Below are 24826 nucleotides of genomic sequence, written 5' to 3'. Positions count from 1 at the left end.
GTGAGAAAATAGGATTCTTACGACATAGATATTTTTAGGTTTTATAGGAGGTGTATCCCGTGCGCGTAATCGTTACTATGGCTTGTACAGAATGTAAAAGACGTAATTACACAACGAAGAAAAACAAGAAAAACAATCCGGATCGCGTAGAGTTTAAGAAGTTTTGTCCGTATTGCAATGCACACACATCACATAAAGAGACTCGCTAATGCCTTTATTTAGTCGCACGTGGAAGGAAGGTGTTAAATTATGTCATTTGTAGAAAAGCTTAAAGGTGGACTAGCAAACACCAAAAATTTTATAGTTGAAGGTTGGCACGAGCTGAAGAAAGTTCGTTGGCCAAACCGTAAAGAGCTTAAGGGATATACAATAGTTGTACTTAGTGTAGTTATTGCAATTACACTTTATTTCTATGCTTTTGATTGGATGCTTGGAAGAGTACTAGCATTATTCTTTTAGAGCACATTTGTTAGGAGGGTAAAATACCAATATCATGGATAAAAACTGGTATGTAGTTCATACCTATTCTGGGTATGAGAATAAAGTTAAGGCAAATCTTGAGAAGCGTGTAGAGTCGATGAATATGTCGGACAAAATCTACCGTGTCCTAGTGCCTATGGAAGAAGAGACAGAAACAAAAAACGGTAAAAAGAAAGTCGTCATGAAAAAAGTATTTCCAGGCTATGTGCTTGTGGAAATGGTTATGACTGATGATTCTTGGTATGTCGTCCGTAACACACCAGGTGTTACTGGTTTCGTAGGATCTTCTGGATCAGGTTCTAAACCTACCCCCCTCCAACCAGATGAAGTGAAAAGACTCCTCAAGAAAATGGGCGTAGAGGTAGCCAAGATTAACATTGACTTTAAAGTTAAAGAAAGTGTTAGGGTTACTGAAGGACCGTTTGCTGATTTCATAGGAAGCGTTGAGGAAATTCACCATGAGAAAGCTAAGCTTAAAGTATTAGTATCAATGTTTGGTAGAGAGACCCCAGTTGAGCTAGATTATACTCAAGTGGAAAAAATATAGGTTTCTGATTGGTGTTCATGGCTTAATTGATGAACACTAGATTTGTAGTGGGAGGGTATATCCCGTTTACCACATATTGTGACAAGGAGGTGTATTGCATTGGCTAAAAAGGTAATTAAATTAGTGAAACTTCAGATTCCTGCAGGTAAAGCGAATCCAGCTCCACCAGTTGGACCAGCCTTAGGTCAAGCAGGTGTTAATATTATGGGTTTCTGTAAAGAATTTAACGCAAAAACAGCGGATCAAGCAGGTCTTATTATTCCTGTTGTAATCACGGTGTTTGAAGACCGCTCTTTTACATTTATTACAAAAACTCCACCTGCTGCTGTACTGCTTAAGAAAGCGGCTGGTATCGAGTCTGGTTCTGGTGAACCAAATAAGAAAAAAGTAGCAACTATCAAGCGTGATAAAGTTCGTGAAATCGCTGAACTTAAAATGGAAGACTTAAATGCAGCTGACGTTGAAGCAGCAATGCGTATGGTTGAAGGTACTGCTCGTAGTATGGGTATTGTCGTAGAAGGCTAATTGTTGTATGTAGAGTTGACTGTGGTCAGCTCTTAATAAGTGGGAGGTCTATACCGTTACACCACAGAGGAGGATTATAATGGCTAAAAATGGTAAGAAGTATTTAGATGCTGCAAAGCTTATAAATAAAGAAGCTATGTACGATCCTAATGAAGCGATCGAACTAGCTAAAAAGACAACTGTAACTAAATTTGATGCAACTGTAGAAGTTGCTGTGCGTTTAGGAGTAGATCCAAAGAAAGCGGATCAACAACTACGTGGTGCTTTAGTATTACCACACGGTACTGGTAAAACACAAAGAGTATTAGTATTCGCTAAAGGCGAAAAAGCGAAAGAAGCAGAAGCTGCTGGCGCTGATTATGTAGGTGATGATGATCTAATTGCTAAAATTCAAGGTGGATGGTTTGACTTTGATGTAATCGTAGCTACGCCTGACATGATGGCTAACGTTGGTAAATTAGGACGTGTTTTAGGACCTAAGGGCTTAATGCCAAACCCTAAGACAGGAACTGTTACATTTGACGTTGCGAAAGCAGTAAATGAAATTAAAGCAGGTAAGATTGAATACCGCGTAGATAAAGCGGGTAACATTCACGCGCCAATTGGTAAGGTTTCATTTGAAGATGAAAAATTACTTGAGAACTTCTTCGCAGTAATCGAGACATTGAAGCGTGTAAAACCGGCTTCAGCAAAAGGTGTATATATTCGTAACGTAACCCTTGCAACAACTATGGGACCTGGCGTACGTGTAAACCTGCAAAAACTTTAATATAGATAATCATAATCCATGTAGTACAAAATATTTGACACTGGATTATTGATATGGTATATTAGCAAATGTTCATAAAAAAGATAAACCGTAGACAGTAGGTTGACAAGCCATTTGTTGTAAAACTCCTACCGAGGTGTTCGTATATACGATAAATTAACTATGACTATGTCATAGCTATGGAATCGGATTACAAGCCTTCGTTGTCTACGAAGGCTTTTTATATGTATTAACCACAGGAGGTGTAAAGATGGGCGTTCGTGAAGAAAAAGAACAGTTGGTACAACAAATAGCTGAAAAACTGCAAAACAGTAAAAGCACGATTGTAACTGATTACCGAGGTCTTAATGTTGCACAGGTAACTGAGTTACGTAAGCAGCTTCGTGACAATAACGTTGAATTTAAAGTTCTTAAGAATACATTAACTCGTCTTGCTACACAAAAGACTGATTATACTGGCCTTGATGATGTATTAGTAGGTCCTACAGCAATCGCTTTTGGTGAAGAAGACGCAGTTACTGCTGCTAAAGTATTAGTAGATTTCGCAAAGAAGAACGACAAATTAGAAATCAAGGGTGGAATCGTAGAGGGTCAAGTTGTTTCAATCGAAGAGATTAAAGCACTTGCAAGCTTACCTTCTCGTGAAGGTCTTATTTCAATGTTCCTTAGCGTGCTTCAAGCACCAATGCGCAATTTTGCGTTGGCAGTTAAAGCAGTTGCTGAGAAAAATGAAGAAGAAGGTCAACAAGCATAAAATACTATTAAAATCACAAAAGGTGAAAATACAGGAGGTTTTTTAAGTGAATAAAGAGCAAATTATTGAAGCTATCAAAGGTATGAATGTTTTAGAACTTAATGAATTAGTAAAAGCAATCGAAGAAGAGTTCGGCGTAACTGCTGCTGCTCCAGTTGCTGTTGTTGGTGGAGCTGCTGCTGACGCTGCTGAAGAGCAAAGCGAATTTGACGTAATCTTAAACAATGCAGGAGCATCTAAAATCAACGTTATCAAGGCTGTTCGTGAAATCACTGGTCTTGGACTTAAAGAAGCAAAAGCTATGGTTGACGGTGCACCAGCTCCAATTAAAGAAAAAGTTGGAAAAGAAGAAGCAGAAGAAATTAAAGCTAAGCTTGAAGAAGCAGGAGCTTCTGTTGAAGTTAAGTAGTTGAGTTTAGTGATAATAACCCTTGTCTATGGGCAGGGGTTTTTATTATCAATTTCTCTATTTTTGTAAAAAATAGGTATATTATTCCGAATTCCATCGAATTATAGAAAAGAATGGGGTTGATTGGAATGAGTCATTATTATTCGAAAAATCCAACGGTTAGCTCCCGCGAAACTACAATTAAAGCAAAGTTAAAGGATAGGGAATGGGAATTCTTAACGGATGCTGGTGTCTTTTCTAAGGGTGGAGTCGACTTCGGAACGAGGTTATTGATAGAAACTGTCGAAATCACAGACGGAGACACACTGCTCGACTTAGGCTGTGGTTATGGAGTTGTCGGTATTGTTCTAGGAGCAGAAACTCCAGCAGGATTGATAACTATGTCTGACATAAATGAACGCGCTGTAGAACTGGCGAAAAAGAATTGCAAAAAGTATCAAATTACAAATGCCACAGTCATAGCTAGCGATGGATTTGAAAACATACCACATCAAGAGTTTAAACATATCATAACAAATCCGCCTATCAGAGCAGGAAAGGCAAAGATATATCAATTGTTTGATGAAACAACTAAATATCTTGGGCACAGTGGCTCACTGTGGGTAGTTATGCACAAAAAACATGGCGCTGAATCTGCGATAAAAAAGTTAGAAAACTTGTATAAGAGTGTAAAAATCGTTAATAAGAAGAGCGGATACCACATTATCAAGGCTGATAACAGTTGACAAATTGAAGTTATGCGTTGACACAAAAAAGTGCTTGTGTTATTATGTTTTAATGTATAATAATCAGTTTTTTTGTGAAAAATGGTTTTATCCATTTTTTTTATATTTTGTTTGCACGAAAACGGGCATGAGGGGTGAAAGTCATTGGCGGGCAACTTAGTTACTTACGGAAAACGTCAACGAAGAAGCTATGCAAGCATTAAAGAGGTCTTAGAATTACCAAACCTCATTGAAATTCAACAGGCATCCTATCGATGGTTTTTAGAATCTGGACTGCGGGAAATGTTTGAAGATATTTCTCCGATACAGGATTTCACAGGAAATCTAGTCTTAGAATTTATTGACTATCAACTTGGAGAGCCTAAATACTCAGTAGATGAATCGAAGGAACGTGACGCTACATATGCGGCTCCGCTACGAGTGAAAGTTCGACTCATTAACAAGGAAACAGGAGAAGTTAAGGAGCAAGAAGTCTTTATGGGTGATTTTCCATTGATGACTGATACTGGAACTTTTGTTATTAATGGAGCTGAGCGTGTAATAGTCAGTCAGCTCGTTCGATCCCCGAGTGTGTACTTTAGCTTGAAGAACGACAAGACAGGAAAAGAAACATATACTGCAACCGTAATCCCAAATCGTGGGGCGTGGCTTGAACTAGAAATCGATGCAAAAGACATTATTTATGTTCGTATCGATCGCACGAGAAAGCTACCAGTTACGGTTCTTTTACGTGCTTTAGGTTTTGGGCATGACGATGCTATTGTCGAATTGTTTGGAGACAACCAGTTTATAAGAAATACCCTTGAGAAAGATAGCACGGAGAATACGGAGAAAGCATTAATTGAAATTTATGAACGCTTGCGTCCAGGAGAGCCTCCTACTGTTGATAATGCAAAGAGTCTTTTATATTCACGTTTCTTAGACCCTAAGCGTTATGATTTAGCTAACGTAGGAAGATACAAAATTAATAAAAAGCTTCATATTAAAAATCGTATACTCAATCAAAAACTAGCAGAGACAATAGTTAACAAAGAGACTGGTGAAATTATTGCAGAAGCTGGCGATATGATTGATAGAAGATTACTTAATAGACTTATTAAGCATATTGAAGAGGGCGTACTAAACACTGTAGCCGTTGCTAACGGTGGGGTGCTAGAGGATGAAGAAGTACAAATGCATGCTCTGAAGGTATTCTCACCTCTAGAAGATGGCGGTATGATTCAAGTACTTAGTAATGGTGACGTTGACAAAAAAGTCAAAAACATAACTGGCGCGGACATTATTGCATCTATTAACTACTTTATAAATCTATTACAGGGTGTCGGTCATGTAGATGATATTGACCACTTAGGTAATAGAAGACTTCGTACTGTTGGTGAATTACTACAGAATCAATTTAGAATTGGTCTGTCACGTATGGAGCGTGTTGTTAGGGAGCGTATGTCTATTCAGGACGTTAACGCTATTACACCACAGGCTTTAATCAACATACGACCAGTGATAGCGTCAATCAAAGAATTCTTTGGAAGCAGTCAGCTATCACAATTTATGGATCAAACAAATCCATTAGCAGAATTAACCCATAAGCGTCGTTTATCTGCCTTGGGGCCAGGTGGACTTACAAGGGAACGCGCGGGCTTTGAAGTACGTGACGTTCATCATTCCCATTATGGTAGAATGTGTCCAATTGAAACACCTGAGGGTCCAAATATCGGACTAATTAATTCACTATCGTCCTATGCACGTATTAACGAATACGGGTTTATTGAAACACCTTACCGTAAGGTAGATCAAGAAACAAATCGGGTTAGCGCGAAAATCGACTACCTGACAGCGGATGAAGAAGATAACTTTGTTGTTGCTCAGGCAAATGCTGAGCTAGCGGACGATGGTGCCTTTGTAAATGATCAGGTTATCTGCCGCTATCGTGAAGAAATCCAACCAGTTGCTAGGGATAAAATTGACTATATGGATGTTTCTCCAAAACAGGTTGTATCTGTAGCAACGGCGTTAATTCCGTTCTTAGAGAATGACGATGCCAACCGTGCCTTAATGGGATCAAACATGCAACGTCAGGCCGTTCCGTTATTAGTTACGGATGCGCCACGAGTAGGAACAGGTATGGAGCATAAAGCAGCCAAGGATTCTGGGGTTGTAACAACTATTAGAAATAAAGGAATTATTGAATATGTTTCAGCAGAAGAAATCCGTATACGAAAGCTGCTTGATGTAGACGGCAAAGAAGTAAAAGGAGACTTAGAGGTCTATAAGCTTCAGAAGTTTGTTCGTTCTAATCAAGGAACCTGCATTAACCAGCGCCCGATTTGCAAGATAGGAGAGCGTGTCGAGCCTGGAGATATTATTGCTGATGGTCCTGCTACAGATCAAGGAGAATTAGCCCTTGGTCGAAACGTAGTAGTTGCCTTTATGACATGGGAAGGTTATAACTACGAGGACGCAATACTACTATCTGAGAGACTAGTGAAAGAAGATGTCTATACCTCTATACACATAGAAGAATATGAATCTGAGGCAAGGGACACGAAGCTAGGTCCTGAGGAAATCACTAGAGACATTCCAAACGTAAGTGAAGATGCACTGAAGAACCTTGACGAAGAGGGAATTATTCGAATTGGTGCTGAGATTAAGCCGGGAGACATTCTTGTCGGTAAAGTTACACCTAAGGGGGTAACAGAATTAACGGCAGAGGAACGCTTATTACACGCTATCTTCGGAGAGAAAGCAAGGGAAGTCAGGGATACATCACTACGAGTACCACATGGTGAAGAGGGTATAGTGGTAGATGTTAAGGTCTTTACTCGTGAGAACGGTGATGAGTTACCACCAGGAGTTAACCAGCTTGTACGTGTTTATATAGCACAAAAGCGTAAAATCTCAGTTGGTGACAAAATGGCTGGTCGTCACGGTAACAAAGGTGTAATTGCTAGGGTTATGCCAGAAGAGGATATGCCGTTTTTACCAGACGGTACACCAGTAGAAATAGTTCTTAACCCATTAGGGGTACCATCGCGTATGAACATCGGGCAGGTTTTAGAGACACATCTTGGAATGGCAGCTAGAGCAATGGGATTATATACGGCAACACCAGTATTTGATGGTGCTACAGAGAATGACGTGTTTGATGCCTTAGAAGAGGCTGGATTATCCAGAGATGGTAAGACTGAGCTATTTGATGGACGTACAGGCGAGATGTTTGAGAGTCGCGTCACAGTTGGTGTAATGTATATGTTGAAGCTTGCTCACATGGTTGACGACAAAATCCACGCTCGTTCTACAGGACCATACTCATTAGTAACGCAGCAACCACTTGGTGGTAAAGCTCAATTTGGTGGACAGCGTTTTGGAGAGATGGAGGTATGGGCCTTAGAAGCCTATGGTGCATCATATACACTACAAGAGATATTGACAGTTAAATCGGATGATGTAATCGGACGTGTTAAGACCTATGAAGCCATTGTAAAAGGTGAGAATGTTCCAGAACCAGGCGTACCAGAGTCCTTTAAGGTATTAATTAAAGAGCTTCAAAGCTTAGGTATGGACGTCAAAATATTATCCGAAAACGAAGAAGAAATCGTTATGCGTGAAGCCGATGACGAAGAAGAGGAATCTTCAGAAAAGTTAAACTTGAACATTGAAGTCCCAGAGAAGGATGAAAAAATAGATTAACATAGGGGGAATGACCCTTGTTGGATGTCAATAATTTTGAAGCAATGAAAATTGGTCTAGCATCACCGAACAAGATTCGTTCATGGTCTTTTGGCGAAGTTAAAAAACCAGAAACAATTAACTACCGAACTTTAAAGCCTGAAAAAGAGGGTTTGTTCTGTGAGAAGATCTTCGGACCAACAAGAGATTGGGAGTGCCACTGTGGTAAGTACAAGCGCGTTCGTTATAAAGGAGTAGTTTGTGATCGCTGTGGTGTTGAAGTAACTAAAGCAAAAGTTCGTAGAGAACGCATGGGGCATATTGAATTAGCTGCGCCAGTATCACATATATGGTATTTTAAGGGTATTCCAAGTCGAATGGGTCTTGTTCTAGACATGTCCCCTAGGGCTCTAGAAGAGATTATCTACTTTGCGGCTTATGTGGTAACAGATGCTGGCGAAACGACCTTAGACAGAAAGCAGCTTTTAACAGAGAAAGAGTTTCGCAATTATCGTGACAAGTTTGGAGATAGCTTCAAAGCAGCTATGGGTGCTGAAGCAATCAAAAAGCTGTTGCAGGATATCGATATAGAAAAAGAGAGCGAACAGCTAAAGGAAGAATTAAAGACAGCCCAGGGGCAACGTAAGAATAAAGTGACTAAACGCCTAGAGGTATTAGAAGCTTTTAAAGCATCAGGAAACGACCCTGACTGGATGATTTTAGACGTTCTTCCAGTTATACCACCAGAGCTGCGTCCGATGGTACAGCTTGATGGTGGAAGGTTTGCAACATCTGATTTAAATGATTTATACCGTAGGGTAATTAACAGAAACAATAGATTAAAGCGCCTGCTTGATTTGGGAGCACCAGAGATAATCGTTCAGAATGAAAAACGCATGCTCCAAGAAGCAGTAGATGCATTAATTGATAACGGACGTAGGGGGCGACCAGTAACAGGTCCAGGCAACCGTCCTCTGAAATCATTAAGCCACATGCTTAAAGGGAAGCAAGGACGTTTCCGTCAAAACCTATTAGGAAAACGTGTTGACTACTCGGGACGTTCTGTTATTGTTGTAGGTCCAAATCTACACATTTATCAGTGTGGTCTACCTAAGAAAATGGCATTAGAGTTATTTAAGCCGTTTGTAATGAAGGAATTAGTAGCACGTAAAATTGCTCATAATATCAAGAGTGCGAAGCGTAAAGTAGAGCGTGTTCACCCAGAGGTATGGGACGTTTTAGAGGATGTAATTAAGGAACACCCAGTGCTCTTAAACCGTGCACCGACCCTGCATAGACTAGGTATTCAGGCATTTGAACCTGTGCTAGTGGAAGGTAAGGCAATCCGCCTGCATCCGCTTGTATGTACGGCATATAATGCTGACTTTGATGGTGACCAAATGGCTGTACACGTACCATTATCGTCTGAAGCACAAGCAGAAGCACGTCTATTAATGTTAGCTGCCCATAACATACTAAATCCTAAGGATGGAAAACCTGTTGTTACACCAACTCAGGATATGGTATTAGGTTGCTATTACCTAACAATAACTAAGAAGGGGCAGAAAGGAGAAGGCAAGGTATTCCATAACGCTAATGAAGCTATACTAGCTTACCAAAACGATATGGTCTCGTTGCACACTCTTATAGCTGTACCAGCAAAGACAATTGGAAAAACCAATTTTACTGAAAAGCAAAACCAAGCTTTATTAGTAACAACAGTGGGTAAATTAATATTTAATGAGATATTCCCTGATGATTATCCATTTATCATTGAGCCAACCAATAAAAACATGACAGAGGCTGTAAGTGATAAATACTTCATCTTTGAAAAAGGTGCTAATGTAAAAGAATTTATTGAGCAAATTGATGATATACAAGCCTTGACAAAGGGTAATTTAGGAAAAATTATTGGTGAGTGCTTCCACAGATATAAGACAACACGTTCGGCACAAATACTTGATAATCTAAAATCCTTAGCATTCAAGTATGCAACAAAAGCTGGTATTACAATAGCTGTATCTGACATCATAGTTCCAGATGCTAAGTTCTCTATCTTGAAAGACGCTGAAGATAAAGTTGAAACAGTAATTAAGCAATTCAAGCGTGGACTTATTACTGATGGGGAACGTTACGACCGAATTATATCTATCTGGAGTGCAGCTAAAGACGATATTACTAAAGAGCTTATGGGCACCCTGGATCGTCATAATTCTATCTACATGATGGCTAACTCTGGAGCACGTGGTAACGTATCACAGATTACACAGCTAGCTGGTATGCGCGGTCTAATGGCAAATCCGAGTGGTAGAATTATTGAGCTACCAATTAAATCTAATTTCCGTGAAGGATTAACAGTTCTTGAGTACTTTATTTCGACACACGGAGCTCGTAAAGGTTTGGCAGATACGGCCCTTAGAACAGCAGACTCAGGTTACTTAACCCGTCGTTTAGTAGACGTTGCACAGGACGTTATAGTGCGTGAAGATAACTGTGGCACAGATAGATTCTTAGAAGTAGAAGATATGCGTGATGGTAGCGAAGTCATCCAAGATTTATTTGAGCGCATAGTAGGTCGTGTTAGTTTTGAAGATGTACGTCATCCTGAAACTAAGGGAGTTATCGTAGCTGCTGATGAATTAATCGATGATTATTTAGCAGATGAAATTATAAGGGCTGGCATTAAGAAAGTTCGCATACGCTCAATCATTACGTGTAAGACTAGTCATGGGGTATGCATTAAGTGCTACGGCAGAAACCTTGCTACAGGCAACAACGTTGAAATCGGTGAAGCTGTTGGTATTATAGCGGCTCAATCAATCGGTGAACCAGGTACACAGTTAACGATGCGTACCTTCCATACGGGTGGTGTTGCTGGAGATGATATCACACAGGGTCTACCGAGAATTCAAGAATTGTTTGAAGCGCGTAATCCAAAGGGTCAGGCCGTCATCTCTGAAGTAGACGGTATTGTCATAGACGTTAGGGATGCTAAAGGTAAGCGTGAAGTTGAGATTAAAAACGATCGCGAAAACAAAATCTATCAAATTCCATATAACTCAAGAATCAAAGTCCATAAGGACGCTGAAGTTGTCCCTGGTCAGGAGCTTACAGAAGGTTCTATAGATCCAAAGGAACTACTAATGGTTCGTGGTATTCGTGGGGTTCAGAACTACTTAATTCGCGAGGTGCAAAGAGTTTACCGTTTACAGGGTGTTGATATTGCTGACAAGCACATCGAAGTAATGGTTAGACAGATGCTGAGAAAAGTTAGAATTATTGAGCAAGGCGATACTAACCTACTCCCTGGGACATATGTTGATGTGAATGATTTTGAGGATGCTAATAAGAAATCATTTATAGAAGGTAAGGACCCAGCTGTGGCAAGGCCAGTGTTATTCGGTATAACCAAAGCTTCTCTAGAAACAGATTCATTCCTTTCAGCAGCTTCATTCCAAGAGACAACAAGAGTCTTAACAGATGCGGCAATTAAAGGTAAGGTTGATCGCTTAATTGGTCTGAAGGAGAATGTAATTATAGGTAAACTAATTCCTGCTGGAACAGGGATGGCACGCTATCGCAATACCAATATCGAGGTAGCTGCATCTAAAGATTCAGTTGCAGGAACAGCTGCTACAGATGGTGCTACAGAGGTATCTGAAGCAAATGAACCAATCCTATAATAAATAAATACAAAAGAAAAATGTTGACAACACTGTGTGATAATGCTACTATACTCTAGTGTGTAAATGGATGAATGTAGAGATTGAGGAGGTTCGTTCATTGTCATACCAAATTGTTCAAGAAGCAAGCAGGCGAATGGTAGGCTTAAAGCAAACCATTAAAGCCATAGAAAATGGGGAAGCTATTGAAGTAGTAGTAGCTACAGATGCCGATGCTAAAGTGACTAATAAAGTCATTGAGAAATGCAAGCAAAAGGCAGTAAAATGCAGCTATGTTGACTCCATGAAGCAGTTAGGCATTGCCTGTGGAATTGATGTAGGAGCTGCAACAGTAGCAATCCTTAAGTAACTAAGTTAAAAACAATAAGTAAATAAAATGAATCACAAATATGTTTTTGATGCAGGTTGGATGTCATCCGACCTGCTATCAAAGACTTTTCATTTGAGAAAAAAATGAATCGCCTGGAACTGTGGGCTTATTTTGAAAGGAGGTGGACGAAAGTGCCAACAATTAACCAATTAGTACGTAAAGGTAGACAAGAGAAAGTAGTTAAATCAACAGCTCCTGCACTACAGAAGGGGTACAATAGTTTTAAGAAAGCACAAACTAATCAAAGCTCTCCTCAAAAGCGTGGTGTGTGTACGCGTGTTGGAACTATGACGCCGAAGAAGCCTAACTCAGCTCTTCGTAAATATGCTCGTGTGCGCTTAACTAATGGAATTGAGGTTACAGCATATATCCCTGGTATAGGTCATAACCTACAAGAACACTCAGTTGTTCTAGTTCGTGGTGGTCGTGTTAAAGACTTACCGGGTGTACGTTACCATATTGTTCGTGGTGCATTAGACACTGGTGGTGTACAAAACAGACTACAAGCTAGATCGAAGTACGGAGCTAAGAGACCTAAGAAGAAGTAAGTATAAAATTTTGTAATTGATAGATGCTACATTTTAGCAATGCAAGCAAATTTTTTAGTAAAGGAGGTAACAGAATGCCAAGAAAAGGACCAGTACCTCGTAGAGATGTATTACCTGATCCAGTTTATAATAGCAAGCTAGTTACTCGTTTAATTAACAAGTTAATGATAGATGGAAAGCGCGGAGTATCTCAGCGTATCCTATATAATGCTTTTGTAACTATTAAAGAAAAAACAGGACAAGAGCCTACAGAGGTTTTTGATCAAGCACTTAAGAACATAATGCCTGTGCTTGAAGTAAAAGCTCGTCGTGTTGGTGGTGCTAACTACCAAGTACCAATCGAAGTTAAACCAGAAAGAAAAATCACTCTAGGACTTCGTTGGTTAGTGAACTATTCTCGCCTACGTAACGAGAAGACAATGGAAGAGCGTCTAGCGAATGAAATTATCGATGCAGCTAATAATACAGGTGCAAGCGTGAAGAAACGTGAAGAGACGCACAAAATGGCAGAAGCGAATAAAGCATTCGCTCACTACCGTTGGTAAGATGAAACTGTTTATAATATTAAGGAGGAAAATCAGTGGCCAGAGAGTTCTCACTAGCAAAAACTCGTAACATTGGTATCATGGCGCACATTGATGCAGGTAAGACGACAACAACTGAGAGAATCCTGTTCTATACTGGTCGTCTACACAAGATTGGTGAAGTTCACGACGGTGCTGCTACAATGGACTGGATGGAGCAAGAGCAAGAGCGTGGTATTACAATCACATCTGCTGCGACTACAGCTCAATGGAAAGAGCACAGAATTAACATCATCGATACACCAGGTCACGTAGACTTTACAGTAGAAGTTGAACGTTCGTTACGTGTACTAGATGGCGCAGTTGGAGTATTTTGTGCTAAAGGTGGCGTAGAGCCACAATCAGAGACCGTATGGAGACAAGCGGACAAATACCGCGTTCCACGTATGGGATATGTTAACAAAATGGATATTATGGGAGCAGACTTCTATAATGTAGTAGATATGATGCGCGACCGTCTAAAAGCTAATGCTGTACCTGTACAGTTGCCAATAGGCGCAGAAGACGAATTCAAAGGTATTATCGACCTAGTAGAATTGAAAGCGTATTACTACATGGATGATCTTGGAAAAGAGACTGAAGTCCGCGATATTCCAGCTGATATGCAGGATAAAGTTGAAGAATACCGTTCAGGTTTGCTTGATGCGGTAGCTGAACTTGATGAAGACATCATGATGAAATACTTAGAAGGTGAAGAACTAACAGTTGAAGAGATTAAAGCTGCATTACGCAAAGGCACATGTAATGTTGAGATTATCCCAGTATTCTGTGGTTCATCATATAAGAACAAAGGAGTTCCAATCTTACTGGATGGTGTTATCGAATATATGCCTTCTCCGTTAGATGTACCAGCTATTAAAGGTATCATCAATGAGGAAGAAGAAGCAGTTCGTAACTCTAGCGACGAAGAGCCGTTTGCGGCCCTAGCTTTCAAGATTATGACTGACCCATTCGTAGGAAAGCTTGCTTTCTTCCGTGTTTATTCAGGAACGGTTGATAGCGGTACTTACGTTTTGAACTCAACTAAAAATAAGCGTGAACGTATTGGACGTATCCTGCAAATGCATGCTAACCACCGTGAAGAAATAAAAACTGTTTATTCTGGTGATATTGCTGCTGCAGTAGGATTGAAAGATACGACAACTGGTGATACACTATGTGATGAAAAGAGCCCAATCGTTCTTGAATCTATGGTATTCCCAGAGCCAGTTATCGACGTTGCTATTGAGCCTAAATCAAAAGCTGACCATGATAAGATGTCAATTGCATTATCTAAATTAGCTGAAGAAGACCCAACATTTAGAGCACATACTGACGAAGAAACTGGTCAAACAATCATCTCAGGTATGGGTGAACTACACCTTGAAATCATTGTTGACCGCTTAATGAGAGAGTTTAAGGTTCAAGCTGATGTAGGTAAACCACAGGTTGCTTACAGAGAAACATTCCGTTCTGCTGCTAAGGTTGAAGGGAAGTTCGTACGCCAGTCTGGTGGACGTGGACAATTTGGTCACGTTTGGGTTGAATTCGAACCATTAGAAGCTGGTAAAGGCTACGAGTTCGTTAACAAAGTTGTAGGTGGAGCGATTCCTAAGGAATACATTCCTGCTGTTGACAATGGTATACAAGAATCCATGAAAAATGGTGTTCTTGCAGGATATCCATTAGTAGATGTAAAAGCAACTCTTGTAGACGGTTCATACCATGATGTTGACTCTTCAGAGATGGCATTTAAAATTGCTGGTTCATTATCACTTAAAGCTGCAAAGACTAAGTGTGACCCAGCATTACTAGAGCCAATCATGAAAGTAGAAGTTATTGTCCCAGAAGAATATATGGGAGATATCATGGGTGATGTGAATTCTCGCCGTGGTCGTGTAGACGGTATGGATACACGTGCTGGTGCGCAAGTAATTCGTGCATATGTACCACTTTCTGAGATGTTTGGTTATGCTACAACTCTACGTTCAAGAACTCAAGGACGTGGTAACTATTCAATGGAATTTGCACACTACGAGCAAGTACCTAAGAATATTGCAGAAGAAATCATCAGTAAACAAAGCTAATCAATTAATTAAAAATAATATAATCTTATAAAAAATTAAGGAGTGAATGATTAACATGGCAAAGGCTAAATTTGAAAGAAACAAACCACACGTTAACATTGGTACAATCGGACACGTTGACCACGGTAAAACTACTTTAACAGCTGCGATTACTACAGTATTAGCAAAACGCGGTTACGCGCAAGCAATGGACTACGGTTCAATTGACAATGCACCAGAAGAGCGCGAGCGTGGTATCACAATCTCAACTGCACACGTTGAGTACGAAACTGATAACCGTCACTATGCACACGTTGACTGCCCAGGTCACGCTGACTACGTTAAAAACATGATTACTGGTGCGGCACAGATGGACGGAGCAATCCTAGTTGTATCTGCTGCTGATGGACCAATGCCACAAACTCGTGAGCATATCCTACTTTCTCGTCAGGTTGGCGTACCTCACATTGTAGTTTTCTTAAACAAATGTGACATGGTTGATGACGAAGAGTTACTTGAGTTAGTAGAAATGGAAGTTCGTGACCTTTTAACTGAGTATGAATTCCCTGGTGATGATATTCCAGTTGTTAAAGGTTCTGCATTAAAAGCTTTAGAAGATCCAGAAGGTGAATGGTCAAAATCAATTGACGAGCTAATGGATGCTGTAGATAGCTACATTCCACAACCAGAGCGTCAAAAAGATAAGCCTTTCCTAATGCCTGTAGAGGACGTATTCTCAATCACTGGTCGTGGTACAGTTGCTACTGGTCGTGTTGAGCGTGGTGAGTTAAGAACAGGTGACGAGGTTGCTATCGTTGGTCTTAAAGAAGAGACTAAGAAATATGTATGTACTGGAATCGAGATGTTCCGCAAAATTCTTGACTATGCTGAAGCTGGTGACAACATTGGTGCACTTCTTCGTGGTGTTGAGCGTAAAGACATCGAGCGCGGTCAAGTATTATGTAAGCCAGGATCAATCACTCCACATACTAAATTCGTAGGAGAAATCTACGTATTAAGTAAAGAAGAGGGTGGACGTCATACTCCATTCTTCGCTAACTACCGTCCGCAGTTCTACTTCCGTACAACTGACGTAACTGGTATCATCAACTTACCAGAAGGTACTGAAATGGTAATGCCTGGTGACAACGTTAACTTACACGTTGATCTAATTGCACCAATCGCTCTTGAAGAAGGTACTCGCTTCGCTATCCGTGAAGGTGGACGTACTGTTGGAGCAGGTGTTGTAACTAAAGTTGTAGAGTAATTCTACTCTATTTAATAAGAAGAAGGCCGTGCATATGCGCGGCCTTTTTTATGTTAACTAAGGGATTTATTTGCGAGCAGCTTGGTTCATTTCAAGTTTTCTAAATGTAGACATAAATGGGAGATATGACTCATGAACTTATAATTAATTAATTCGTGCTACCTATTGAAACTGAGTACTATTAGACTATGATGGTTATAGTTCTAAAATTGGTAATTTAAACAATAATATCAGGGAGTGGTCAGTGTGGAGAGTCGAGTCGGTAACTTAGGAGTGCTACATAAAGTGAAGATAGGTATTAAATTTAAGATTCTTATTGGAGTTGTTATAGCTCTTATTATAAGTCCGACCATTGCTTTGTATATTAATCGTTTCATTCAACAATTTGATAGTATCACAGGTGACTTTTCTGTGTACATAGCTACTTTAATTAATCTTGCTACAGTTACAGGACTAGTTTTTATACTTTTGCATTTTATAGTGCTAAAACCTATCAATAATGTTCTGAAGCTTGTTGAGGAATTATCTGAATACAATTTATCGGATACGGATATATCAGATAATCAAAAGTATGCAAACAGAAACGATGAAATTGGAGTACTGATAAGTTCGCTAATGACTATGAAAAATAATTTTGTTCAGATTGTTAAAGAAGTTTCTGAGCATTCTAAAAAAGTGGAAGCTTTCTCGGGAGATTTAAAAATTGTTAGTGAAAAATCTGCGATGGCTTCTGAAGAAATAGCAAAAACAATCAGTGAGATTGCAGGAGGAGCAAACAACCAGGCAAAAGATACTGAGGAAGGTGCATTTCATATAAATGAATTAGGAGAATTAGTTGACAATGATCAACTGATGATGACAAGGTTAAATTCCTCAGTTAGTGATGTCACACAATCAAAAGATGCTGGGTTAAAAATTATCAATGAACTCAATGAGAAAACAAAAGCAAGTAATCAAATAACCGAGAGCGTAAGTAGTATAATAAAAAATACAAATGAAAGTACCGAAAGAATAGTAAATGCTAGTCAAAAAATTAAAGGTATAGCAGATCAAACCAACCTACTTGCCCTCAACGCTTCTATAGAAGCAGCAAGAGCAGGAGAGGCTGGTAAAGGTTTTGCTGTTGTAGCAGAAGAGATAAGAAAGCTAGCAGAGCAGTCAAACCAATTCACCGATGAAATTGCTAAAATAATATTGGAATTAACTGATAGAACAAGACAAGCTATGGATGCAATTAAGGAAATGGATGCTATTGTCGACTCGCAGACGAAGAGTGTAGAAGATACGAATGAGCGATTTAAAGGAATAGCAAATGCCATTGAGGATATAAAAAAGGTAATCGAGACGATGAACCAAACTAAAGAAGGGATGAATCAGAAAAATTCTGAAGTCATCAATATAATGAACAATTTATCAGCTGTTTCTGAGGAAAATGCAGCGGGTACAGAACAAGCTGCCGCCTCTGTCGAGGAACAAAAAGCAGTTATGGAAAGTCTATTGAAGGCCAGTCTTGACTTGTCTGGAGTAGCGGAGCAAATGGATGAAAGTATATCTAAGTTTAAGTATTGATGACAAACGATAATATATTATCAAATTTAAAATGTAGCGAACTTTGGCGGAAGCATTTAATAGTGCTTGGTGAAGGGAAGGCAAGAAAGCTCCACCTGTTTGAAGCCTAGAGGACGAGTTTGGAGCTTTGCCAGACCAAGTCTAGCAATACTTAATGCTGGAGGCTTTAGTGAGCGAATTGATGCCGCACCAGATATTCATCCCACATTCTAAAAAAAGTTTTTGAAAAAAGCACAAAAACCTCAAAAAAAACTTGCAAACACCCTCGAACTAGTATATAATTCAATATTGTTGACTGCAATGATGTGGAAGGTTGCCGACACACCTGGCAGGTTTGCCATGGCGGGGTGTAGGGATAATTTCCGCGGAGAAGTCTATTATCAAAATAGGCGAACAAAGGAGGTAATACAATGGCAAAACAAAAGATTCGTATTCGTTTAAAGGCTTATGATCACCAAATTCTTGATCAATCAGCAGAGAAAATCGTAAGAACTGCAAAGGAATCAGGTGCTTCTGTATCTGGTCCAATCCCACTTCCAACAGAGAAGGCAATTTACACGATTTTAAGAGCGGTGCATAAGTACAAAGATTCTCGTGAGCAATTCGAAATGAGAACACACAAACGTTTAATCGACATTGTTAATCCAACACCACAGACGGTTGATTCTCTAATGAGATTAGATCTTCCATCAGGTGTAGATATTGAAATCAAGCTTTAATTAAAACAGGTTTTATTCTTAGAAACTACTATACTAACGAGTATGTTTCACTATAAAAACCATGCAAACTGGGAGGTGCACAAGCATGAAAGGAATCTTAGGTAAAAAACTTGGTATGACTCAAGTATTCGGCGAAAACGGTCAAGTATTTCCTGTGACTGTAGTCGAAGTTGGACCTTGCGTAGTTTTACAAAAGAAGACAATGGAAACTGACGGGTATGAAGCAATTCAAATAGGCTTTGGTGATCAAAAAGAACACCGTGCTAACAAGCCAAGCCTAGGCCACGTTAAAAAAGCAGGATCCACTCCTAAGCGCTTCATTCGAGAAGTAAGAGGAGTTAATCTAGATGAGTACGAGGTAGGCAAGGAAGTGACTGCAAGTATTTTTGAAGCTGGAGAGTTCGTTGATGTAACTGGTACATCAAAGGGTAAAGGCTTCCAAGGGTCAATTAAACGCCACAACTACTCACGCGGACCAATGTCTCACGGATCTCACTATCACCGTGGACCAGGATCACTAGGAGCTATTGACGCAATGCGCGTATTCAAAGGAAAACCATTACCAGGTCATATGGGTGCTGAAAAAGTAACAGTTCAAAACCTAGAGATCGTTAAGGTTGACCCTGAGCGCAACTTACTTCTTATTAAAGGCGCAATTCCAGGACCGAAAAAAGGTCAAATCATAATAAAACAAGCGATAAAAAGCGTAAAATAACGTTATTTTTGTCAAGAAAGGAGGACTCGTAAATGCCTAAAGTTGCAGTATATAACATAAACGGAGACCAAGTTGGCGATATCGAGTTAAGTGAGCAAGTATTTGGTATCGAACCTAATCAAAGCGTACTTTATGATGCGGTATTGATGCAAAGAGCATCATTACGTCGTGGAACGCATGCGGTGAAAAACCGTTCAGCAGTACGTGGTGGCGGTCGTAAGCCTTGGAAACAAAAGGGTACAGGACGTGCTCGTCAAGGAACGATTCGTGCGCCTCAATGGAAGGGCGGCGGCGTGGTATTTGGACCAACTCCACGAAGCTATGCTTATAAATTGCCTAAGAAAGTTAGAAGACTAGCACTTAAATCTGCACTTTCATTAAAGGTAATTAACGATGAAATCGTTGTAGTAGATCAACTACAATTTGATGCACCAAAAACTAAGGAAATGATTAAAATTCTTAACAACCTAAACATCAACCAGAAGACACTAGTAGTAGGTAACGATGAGGACCTAAACATCTACCTATCAGCTCGTAACATTCCTGGAGTAAAGTTTGTTAAGGCTACTGGCATTAACGTATTAGATTTAGTAGGTCATGATAAACTAATCATTACCAAAGACGCTGTATCCAAAGTTGAGGAGGTGTTTGCGTAATGAAAAATCCTCGTGATATTATTAAAAAACCAATCATTACTGAACAGTCTAGCCAATTGATGGAAGCTAACAAATACACATTTGTTGTTGACAACAGGGCTAACAAAACAGAAATTAAGCAAGCAATTGAGACTATCTTTGACGTTAAAGTTGTTAATGTTAACACACAAAACGTAAAAGGCAAGCCAAAGCGCTTCGGAAGATATTCTGGTTACACTAGCGATTGGAAAAAAGCGACGATTACCCTGTCAGAAGATTCTAAAGCAATTGAGTTCTTCGAAGGCGTTTAATCGAACTATAACTAACAAATGATTTAAAAAGGAGGGAAAATCCATGGGTATCAAAAAATACAAACCGACCTCACCTGGACGTAGAGGCATGTCCGTATCTGATTTCTCAGAAATCACTACAGATCAGCCAGAAAAGTCGCTTCTTGCTCCTTTAAAAAGCAAAGGTGGACGTAACAACCAAGGAAAGCTGACAGTTCGCCATCAGGGTGGAGGACATAAGCGTAAATACCGTATTATCGACTTCAAGCGTACGAAAGATGGCATACCAGGCAAAGTTGCTACAATCGAGTATGATCCAAACCGTACGGCTAACATTGCATTAATTAACTATGCCGATGGAGAAAAAAGATATATCTTAGCCCCTAAGGGTATCAAAGTTGGAGATGCTGTAATGTCAGGACCAGGTTCCGACATCAAGATAGGTAATGCTTTAGCATTAAGAAACATTCCTGTGGGTACAGTAATTCACAACATCGAAATGAAACCTGGAAAAGGTGGACAGCTTATCCGTTCCGCAGGTACATCTGCACAGCTTCTAGCGAAAGAGGGAGACTATGTAACAATTCGTCTTAACTCTGGCGAGATGCGCATGATACACGCAGAATGTAGAGCAACAATCGGCCAAGTAGGTAATGTTGACCATGAGCTTATCAACATTGGTAAAGCAGGTCGTTCACGTTGGTTAGGTAAGAGACCTACAGTTCGTGGTAGCGTAATGAACCCTGTAGATCACCCACACGGTGGTGGTGAGGGTAAAGCTCCAATCGGACGTACAGGACCTGTAACACCTTGGGGTAAACCAGCACTTGGTTACAAAACAAGGAAAAAAGGCAAGTCCTCTGATAAATACATTGTTCGTAGACGCAAAAAATAACGCGATAAGAGAGCGGTTCGTGCCGGAATACCGGGCCGTCCGCTTATCACGAAGGGAGGGTATTATATGGGACGTAGCTTGAAAAAGGGCCCATTTGCAGACGACCACTTAATGAAAAAGGTAGTCGAACTAAATGAGAAGAACGAAAAGAAAGTAATTAAGACATGGTCTCGTCGTTCAACAATATTCCCTGATTTTATCGGTCATACAATCGCAGTATATGACGGACGTAAACATGTTCCAGTATACGTTAGTGAAGATATGGTAGGCCATAAGCTAGGAGAATTTGCGCCGACTCGTACGTACAGAGGTCACGCAAGCGATGAGAAAAAGTCTAAACGCTAATCGACTTAGAGAGGAGGTTTCCCAGTGGAAACTAAAGCAATTGCCAAATATGTTCGAATCGCTCCTCGTAAAGTTCGCCTTGTAGCAGACTTAATTCGTGGGAAAAGCATAGGAGAAGCAATTTCGATCCTTCGCCATACACCGAAAGCTGCAACAGTAGCAGTGGAGAAAGTTGTGAACTCAGCAGTAGCAAACGCCGAGCATAACGATAAAATGAACGTTGATGAACTATACATCAGTGAAATCCGTATAGATGAAGGACCAACATTAAAACGTTTTCGTCCACGTGCTCAAGGTAGAGCGAGCAGAATCAATAAACGTACTAGCCACATACTAGTAAAAGTATCTGAGAAAAAGGAGGGATAATGAGTGGGTCAAAAAGTAAGTCCAATCGGATTACGCGTAGGAATTATTAAAGACTGGGAATCAAAATGGTATGCAGGTAAAGACTATGCTGATTTACTGCATGAAGATATAGCAATTCGTAACTATGTAAGTGAAAAGCTTAAAGATGCAGCTACATCAAAGATTGAAATCGAACGCGCTGCAAATCGTGTGAACGTAACAGTTTATACAGCTAAGCCTGGAATGGTAATTGGTAAAGGCGGTGCTGAAGTAGAGAATCTTCGCCAAGCATTAGCGAAAATGACAAACAAAAAAGTACACATCAACATAAACGAAATTAAAAAACCGGAATTAGATGCCTTATTAGTTGCTGAGTCAATAGCTCAACAATTAGAGCGCCGTGTATCCTTCCGTCGTGCTATGAAGCAAGCAATGCAACGCTCAATGCGCGCTGGTGCTAAAGGAATACGTGCAATGGTATCTGGTCGTTTGGGTGGAGCAGACATCGCTCGTAGTGAGAGCTACAGTGAAGGCACAGTACCTTTGCACACACTACGTGCAGACATTGACTATGCACATGCAGAAGCAGATACAACCTTCGGAAAACTTGGTGTGAAAGTTTGGATCTATCGCGGTGAAGTACTTCCTACTAAGAACCGCAAGAGTTCGGAAGGAGGAAAATAAACATGTTGTTACCAAAGCGTGTGAAATATCGTAGAGAACACCGTGGTCGTATGAAAGGTGAAGCTAAAGGCGGCAAAGAAGTTGCATTTGGCGAATATGGCCTACAAGCGTTAGAACCAGCATGGATTACTAACAGACAAATTGAAGCAGCACGTATTGCGATGACTCGTTACATCAAACGTGGTGGTAAGGTTTGGATTAAAATATTCCCATCAAAGCCAGTAACGCAAAAGCCTGCTGAAACCCGTATGGGTAGTGGTAAGGGTGCACCTGAGCATTGGGTAGCAGTTGTAAAACCAGGGAGAATTATGTTTGAACTAGCTGGAGTACCTGAAGAAACAGCTAAGGAAGCACTTCGCCTTGCAGCACATAAATTACCAATCAAATGTAAATTTGTAAAACGTGAAGAAATGGGTGGTGACGTAAATGAAAGCTAATGACTTTCGCAATATGACCACTGCTGAAATAGAGCAAAAAGTAACTTCTTTTAAAGAGGAGTTGTTCAACCTTCGTTTTCAAATCGCAACGGGGCAATTAGATAACCCTATGCGTATTCGTGAGGTTCGCAAGAATATCGCCCGTGCAAAAACGATTTTAAAGGAAAGAGAATTAGGAATTAACGCCTAAATCTCGGTAAGCGAAAGGAGGCAACACTAAGATGACAGAAGAGCGCAACCAACGTAAAGTGCGAATCGGTAAAGTCGTAAGTGACAAAATGGATAAAACCATCGTTGTTGCTGTTGAGACTTATATTAATCACCCTCTTTACAAAAAACGTATTAAAAGAACGAAAAAATTCAAAGCACATGATGAGAATAATATAGCGAAAATGGGAGACCGTGTTAAGATAATGGAAACACGTCCACTTTCCAAAGATAAGCGCTGGAGACTTGTAGAAGTCGTAGAAAAGGCAGTAATTATCTAATATTTTCCTGATTCCGAAGGGAGGGAACACCCGTGATTCAAACACAGACAAGATTACGTGTAGCAGATAACTCTGGTGCAAAAGAGCTAATGACAATAAAAGTTCTTGGTGGTTCGAAGCGTAAATACGCTAACGTTGGCGACATAATTGTATGTTCAGTCAAACAAGCAACACCAGGAGGAGTTGTCAAAAAAGGTGAAGTAGTAAAGGCGGTAGTTGTTCGTACACGCCGTGGTGTCCGTCGTAACGATGGTTCACACATTCGCTTTGATGAGAACGCTGCAGTAATAATAAATGATGCAAAAAACCCAAGAGGTACTCGTATATTTGGACCTGTTGCTCGTGAGTTAAGAGACGGTAACTTTATGAAAATCGTATCACTAGCTCCTGAGGTTCTATAATTGAGCAAGGTAGGAGGTGCAACGAATGGCTACAAAAAACAAAATGCACGTTAAAAAGGGCGACGAAGTAGTAGTAATCGCTGGTAAAGATAAAGGGAAAAAAGGAAAAGTATTAACTTCCTTCCCAACTGACGCAAAAGTACTTGTGGAAGGCGTTAACATGGTTAAGAAGCATGCTCGTGCTTCACAACAAAATCCACAGGGCGGAATTTTAAATCAAGAAGCTCCTATTCACGTATCGAACGTAATGTTGATTGATCCTAAGTCAGGAGAAGCAACGAGAGTAGGAAAGAAAATATTAAGTGACGGGAAAAAAGTAAGAGTCGCGAAAAAGTCTGGAGAAGCTATTGACAAGTAAAGGACTCTTTTGTACGAAAGGAGGTAAACATCCGTGGCAAGATTAAGAGATAAATATAAAAATGAAGTAGTACCAGCAATCATGGAGAAGTTTGGATATAGCAGCGTTATGCAGGCGCCACGTTTAGAGAAGGTTGTATTAAACATCGGCCTTGGCGAAGCAGTGCAAAATCCTAAAGTATTAGACACAGCCGTTCAAGAGATGTCCCTTATCGCAGGACAAAAACCAGTTGTAACTAAAGCTAAGAAATCAATCGCTGGTTTTAAAATCCGTGAGGGCATGCCAATCGGTTGCAAAGTAACATTAAGAGGTCAACGTATGTTTGAATTCTTAGATAAATTATTTAATGTAGCATTACCTCGTGTAAGGGATTTCCGTGGAGTACCTAAAAAAGGCTTTGATGGTCGTGGTAACTACACACTAGGAATTAAAGAACAACTGATCTTCCCAGAAATTGAGTATGATAAAGTTGATAAAGTTCGAGGAATGGACATTGTAATCGTTACAACTGCAAATACTGACGAAGAGGGCAGAGAATTACTTAGCCTTATGGGAATGCCATTTGTTAAGTAA

30 protein-coding genes and 1 other annotated feature are annotated in these 24826 nt (G+C 40.1%); all 30 genes read left to right on the top strand.

Translation table 11 applies throughout. From position 1 onward, the window contains the following. Positions 1–59 precede the first annotated feature (59 nt). The 30 genes from rpmG to rplE all read left to right on the top strand — a co-directional run bounded on the left by rpmG (position 60) and on the right by rplE (position 24826). Positions 60–209: a 50S ribosomal protein L33 gene (gene rpmG, locus BHF68_RS15045; protein WP_084019186.1), complete on the top strand. Its 150-nt coding sequence runs from the start codon at positions 60–62 to the stop codon at positions 207–209. 40 nt (positions 210–249) lie between these two features. After that, complete coding sequence (gene secE, locus BHF68_RS03870; RefSeq protein WP_069642350.1) at positions 250–459, top strand: preprotein translocase subunit SecE; 210 nt, start codon at positions 250–252, stop codon at positions 457–459. 34 nt (positions 460–493) lie between these two features. Further along, complete coding sequence (gene nusG / locus BHF68_RS03865) at positions 494–1027, top strand: transcription termination/antitermination protein NusG (protein ID WP_069642349.1); 534 nt, start codon at positions 494–496, stop codon at positions 1025–1027. Positions 1028–1126: 99 nt separating this feature from the next. Further along, complete coding sequence (gene rplK / locus BHF68_RS03860; RefSeq protein ID WP_069642348.1) at positions 1127–1552, top strand: 50S ribosomal protein L11; 426 nt, start codon at positions 1127–1129, stop codon at positions 1550–1552. Positions 1553–1631: 79 nt separating this feature from the next. Beyond that, a complete protein-coding gene (gene rplA, locus BHF68_RS03855) occupies positions 1632–2321 on the top strand; it encodes a 50S ribosomal protein L1 (protein WP_069642347.1) in 690 nt (229 codons plus the stop codon). 70 nt (positions 2322–2391) lie between these two features. Beyond that, positions 2392–2553: a sequence feature (ribosomal protein L10 leader region), on the top strand. A gap of 18 nt (positions 2554–2571) precedes the next feature. Continuing rightward, positions 2572–3075, top strand: coding sequence for a 50S ribosomal protein L10 (gene rplJ, locus BHF68_RS03850; protein WP_069642346.1), 504 nt, complete (start codon positions 2572–2574; stop codon positions 3073–3075). Between the two features lie 46 nt (positions 3076–3121). Continuing rightward, positions 3122–3484 carry a 50S ribosomal protein L7/L12 gene (gene rplL / locus BHF68_RS03845; RefSeq protein ID WP_069642345.1) on the top strand — a complete coding sequence of 121 codons (363 nt, stop codon included), beginning with the start codon at positions 3122–3124 and terminating at the stop codon, positions 3482–3484. A gap of 128 nt (positions 3485–3612) precedes the next feature. Then, positions 3613–4209: a class I SAM-dependent methyltransferase gene (locus BHF68_RS03840; protein ID WP_069642344.1), complete on the top strand. Its 597-nt coding sequence runs from the start codon at positions 3613–3615 to the stop codon at positions 4207–4209. A 144-nt stretch (positions 4210–4353) separates the two neighbouring features. Next, complete coding sequence (rpoB, locus tag BHF68_RS03835; RefSeq protein ID WP_069642343.1) at positions 4354–7896, top strand: DNA-directed RNA polymerase subunit beta; 3543 nt, start codon at positions 4354–4356, stop codon at positions 7894–7896. Positions 7897–7913: 17 nt separating this feature from the next. Beyond that, a complete protein-coding gene (rpoC, locus tag BHF68_RS03830; RefSeq protein ID WP_084019184.1) occupies positions 7914–11558 on the top strand; it encodes a DNA-directed RNA polymerase subunit beta' in 3645 nt (1214 codons plus the stop codon). Positions 11559–11658: 100 nt separating this feature from the next. Next, the gene (locus tag BHF68_RS03825) at positions 11659–11907 is read left to right on the top strand and encodes a ribosomal L7Ae/L30e/S12e/Gadd45 family protein (RefSeq protein WP_069642342.1); all 249 of its coding nucleotides are present in this window, start codon (positions 11659–11661) and stop codon (positions 11905–11907) included. 152 nt (positions 11908–12059) lie between these two features. Then, positions 12060–12476: a 30S ribosomal protein S12 gene (gene rpsL / locus BHF68_RS03820; RefSeq protein ID WP_069642341.1), complete on the top strand. Its 417-nt coding sequence runs from the start codon at positions 12060–12062 to the stop codon at positions 12474–12476. Between the two features lie 74 nt (positions 12477–12550). Then, positions 12551–13021, top strand: a complete 471-nt coding sequence (gene rpsG, locus BHF68_RS03815; protein WP_069642340.1) for a 30S ribosomal protein S7 — start codon at positions 12551–12553, stop codon at positions 13019–13021. Positions 13022–13056: 35 nt separating this feature from the next. Next, positions 13057–15126 carry an elongation factor G gene (gene fusA / locus BHF68_RS03810; RefSeq protein ID WP_069642339.1) on the top strand — a complete coding sequence of 690 codons (2070 nt, stop codon included), beginning with the start codon at positions 13057–13059 and terminating at the stop codon, positions 15124–15126. 55 nt (positions 15127–15181) lie between these two features. Further along, positions 15182–16372, top strand: a complete 1191-nt coding sequence (gene tuf, locus BHF68_RS03805; RefSeq protein WP_069642338.1) for an elongation factor Tu — start codon at positions 15182–15184, stop codon at positions 16370–16372. A gap of 246 nt (positions 16373–16618) precedes the next feature. Further along, positions 16619–17941, top strand: a complete 1323-nt coding sequence (locus tag BHF68_RS03800; RefSeq protein WP_069642337.1) for a methyl-accepting chemotaxis protein — start codon at positions 16619–16621, stop codon at positions 17939–17941. A 410-nt stretch (positions 17942–18351) separates the two neighbouring features. Further along, entirely contained in the window at positions 18352–18660 is a 309-nt protein-coding gene (gene rpsJ / locus BHF68_RS03795; RefSeq protein ID WP_069642336.1) for a 30S ribosomal protein S10, read from the top strand. Positions 18661–18745: 85 nt separating this feature from the next. Next, positions 18746–19375: a 50S ribosomal protein L3 gene (gene rplC / locus BHF68_RS03790; RefSeq protein ID WP_069642335.1), complete on the top strand. Its 630-nt coding sequence runs from the start codon at positions 18746–18748 to the stop codon at positions 19373–19375. Between the two features lie 32 nt (positions 19376–19407). Beyond that, positions 19408–20031, top strand: a complete 624-nt coding sequence (gene rplD / locus BHF68_RS03785) for a 50S ribosomal protein L4 (protein WP_069642334.1) — start codon at positions 19408–19410, stop codon at positions 20029–20031. Continuing rightward, entirely contained in the window at positions 20031–20321 is a 291-nt protein-coding gene (gene rplW / locus BHF68_RS03780; RefSeq protein WP_069642333.1) for a 50S ribosomal protein L23, read from the top strand. The genes rplD and rplW overlap by 1 nt, the downstream gene beginning before the upstream one ends. Positions 20322–20364: 43 nt before the next feature. Beyond that, positions 20365–21195: a 50S ribosomal protein L2 gene (rplB, locus tag BHF68_RS03775; RefSeq protein ID WP_069642332.1), complete on the top strand. Its 831-nt coding sequence runs from the start codon at positions 20365–20367 to the stop codon at positions 21193–21195. 66 nt (positions 21196–21261) lie between these two features. Beyond that, positions 21262–21540: a 30S ribosomal protein S19 gene (gene rpsS / locus BHF68_RS03770; protein ID WP_069642331.1), complete on the top strand. Its 279-nt coding sequence runs from the start codon at positions 21262–21264 to the stop codon at positions 21538–21540. Positions 21541–21564: 24 nt separating this feature from the next. After that, entirely contained in the window at positions 21565–21906 is a 342-nt protein-coding gene (rplV, locus tag BHF68_RS03765) for a 50S ribosomal protein L22 (protein ID WP_069642330.1), read from the top strand. Positions 21907–21909: 3 nt separating this feature from the next. Beyond that, on the top strand, positions 21910–22569 hold the full coding sequence (gene rpsC / locus BHF68_RS03760; RefSeq protein WP_069642329.1) for a 30S ribosomal protein S3: 660 nt from the start codon (positions 21910–21912) through the stop codon (positions 22567–22569). A 2-nt stretch (positions 22570–22571) separates the two neighbouring features. Then, positions 22572–23006 (top strand): 50S ribosomal protein L16, encoded by a 435-nt coding sequence (gene rplP / locus BHF68_RS03755; protein ID WP_069642328.1) that lies wholly within the window; start codon positions 22572–22574, stop codon positions 23004–23006. Further along, a complete protein-coding gene (gene rpmC, locus BHF68_RS03750; RefSeq protein WP_069642327.1) occupies positions 22996–23196 on the top strand; it encodes a 50S ribosomal protein L29 in 201 nt (66 codons plus the stop codon). The genes rplP and rpmC overlap by 11 nt, the downstream gene beginning before the upstream one ends. Positions 23197–23227: 31 nt before the next feature. After that, positions 23228–23494: a 30S ribosomal protein S17 gene (gene rpsQ / locus BHF68_RS03745; protein WP_069642326.1), complete on the top strand. Its 267-nt coding sequence runs from the start codon at positions 23228–23230 to the stop codon at positions 23492–23494. Positions 23495–23526: 32 nt separating this feature from the next. Next, a complete protein-coding gene (rplN, locus tag BHF68_RS03740) occupies positions 23527–23895 on the top strand; it encodes a 50S ribosomal protein L14 (RefSeq protein WP_069642325.1) in 369 nt (122 codons plus the stop codon). Between the two features lie 43 nt (positions 23896–23938). Continuing rightward, complete coding sequence (rplX, locus tag BHF68_RS03735; protein WP_069642414.1) at positions 23939–24253, top strand: 50S ribosomal protein L24; 315 nt, start codon at positions 23939–23941, stop codon at positions 24251–24253. 33 nt (positions 24254–24286) lie between these two features. After that, positions 24287–24826 carry a 50S ribosomal protein L5 gene (gene rplE / locus BHF68_RS03730; RefSeq protein WP_069642324.1) on the top strand — a complete coding sequence of 180 codons (540 nt, stop codon included), beginning with the start codon at positions 24287–24289 and terminating at the stop codon, positions 24824–24826.

The organism is Desulfuribacillus alkaliarsenatis (assembly GCF_001730225.1).
GTDB lineage: Bacteria > Bacillota > Bacilli > Desulfuribacillales > Desulfuribacillaceae > Desulfuribacillus > Desulfuribacillus alkaliarsenatis.
The sequence above is the reverse complement of the archived record's forward strand: the minus strand, read 5'-3'. Positions and strand labels throughout refer to the sequence as shown.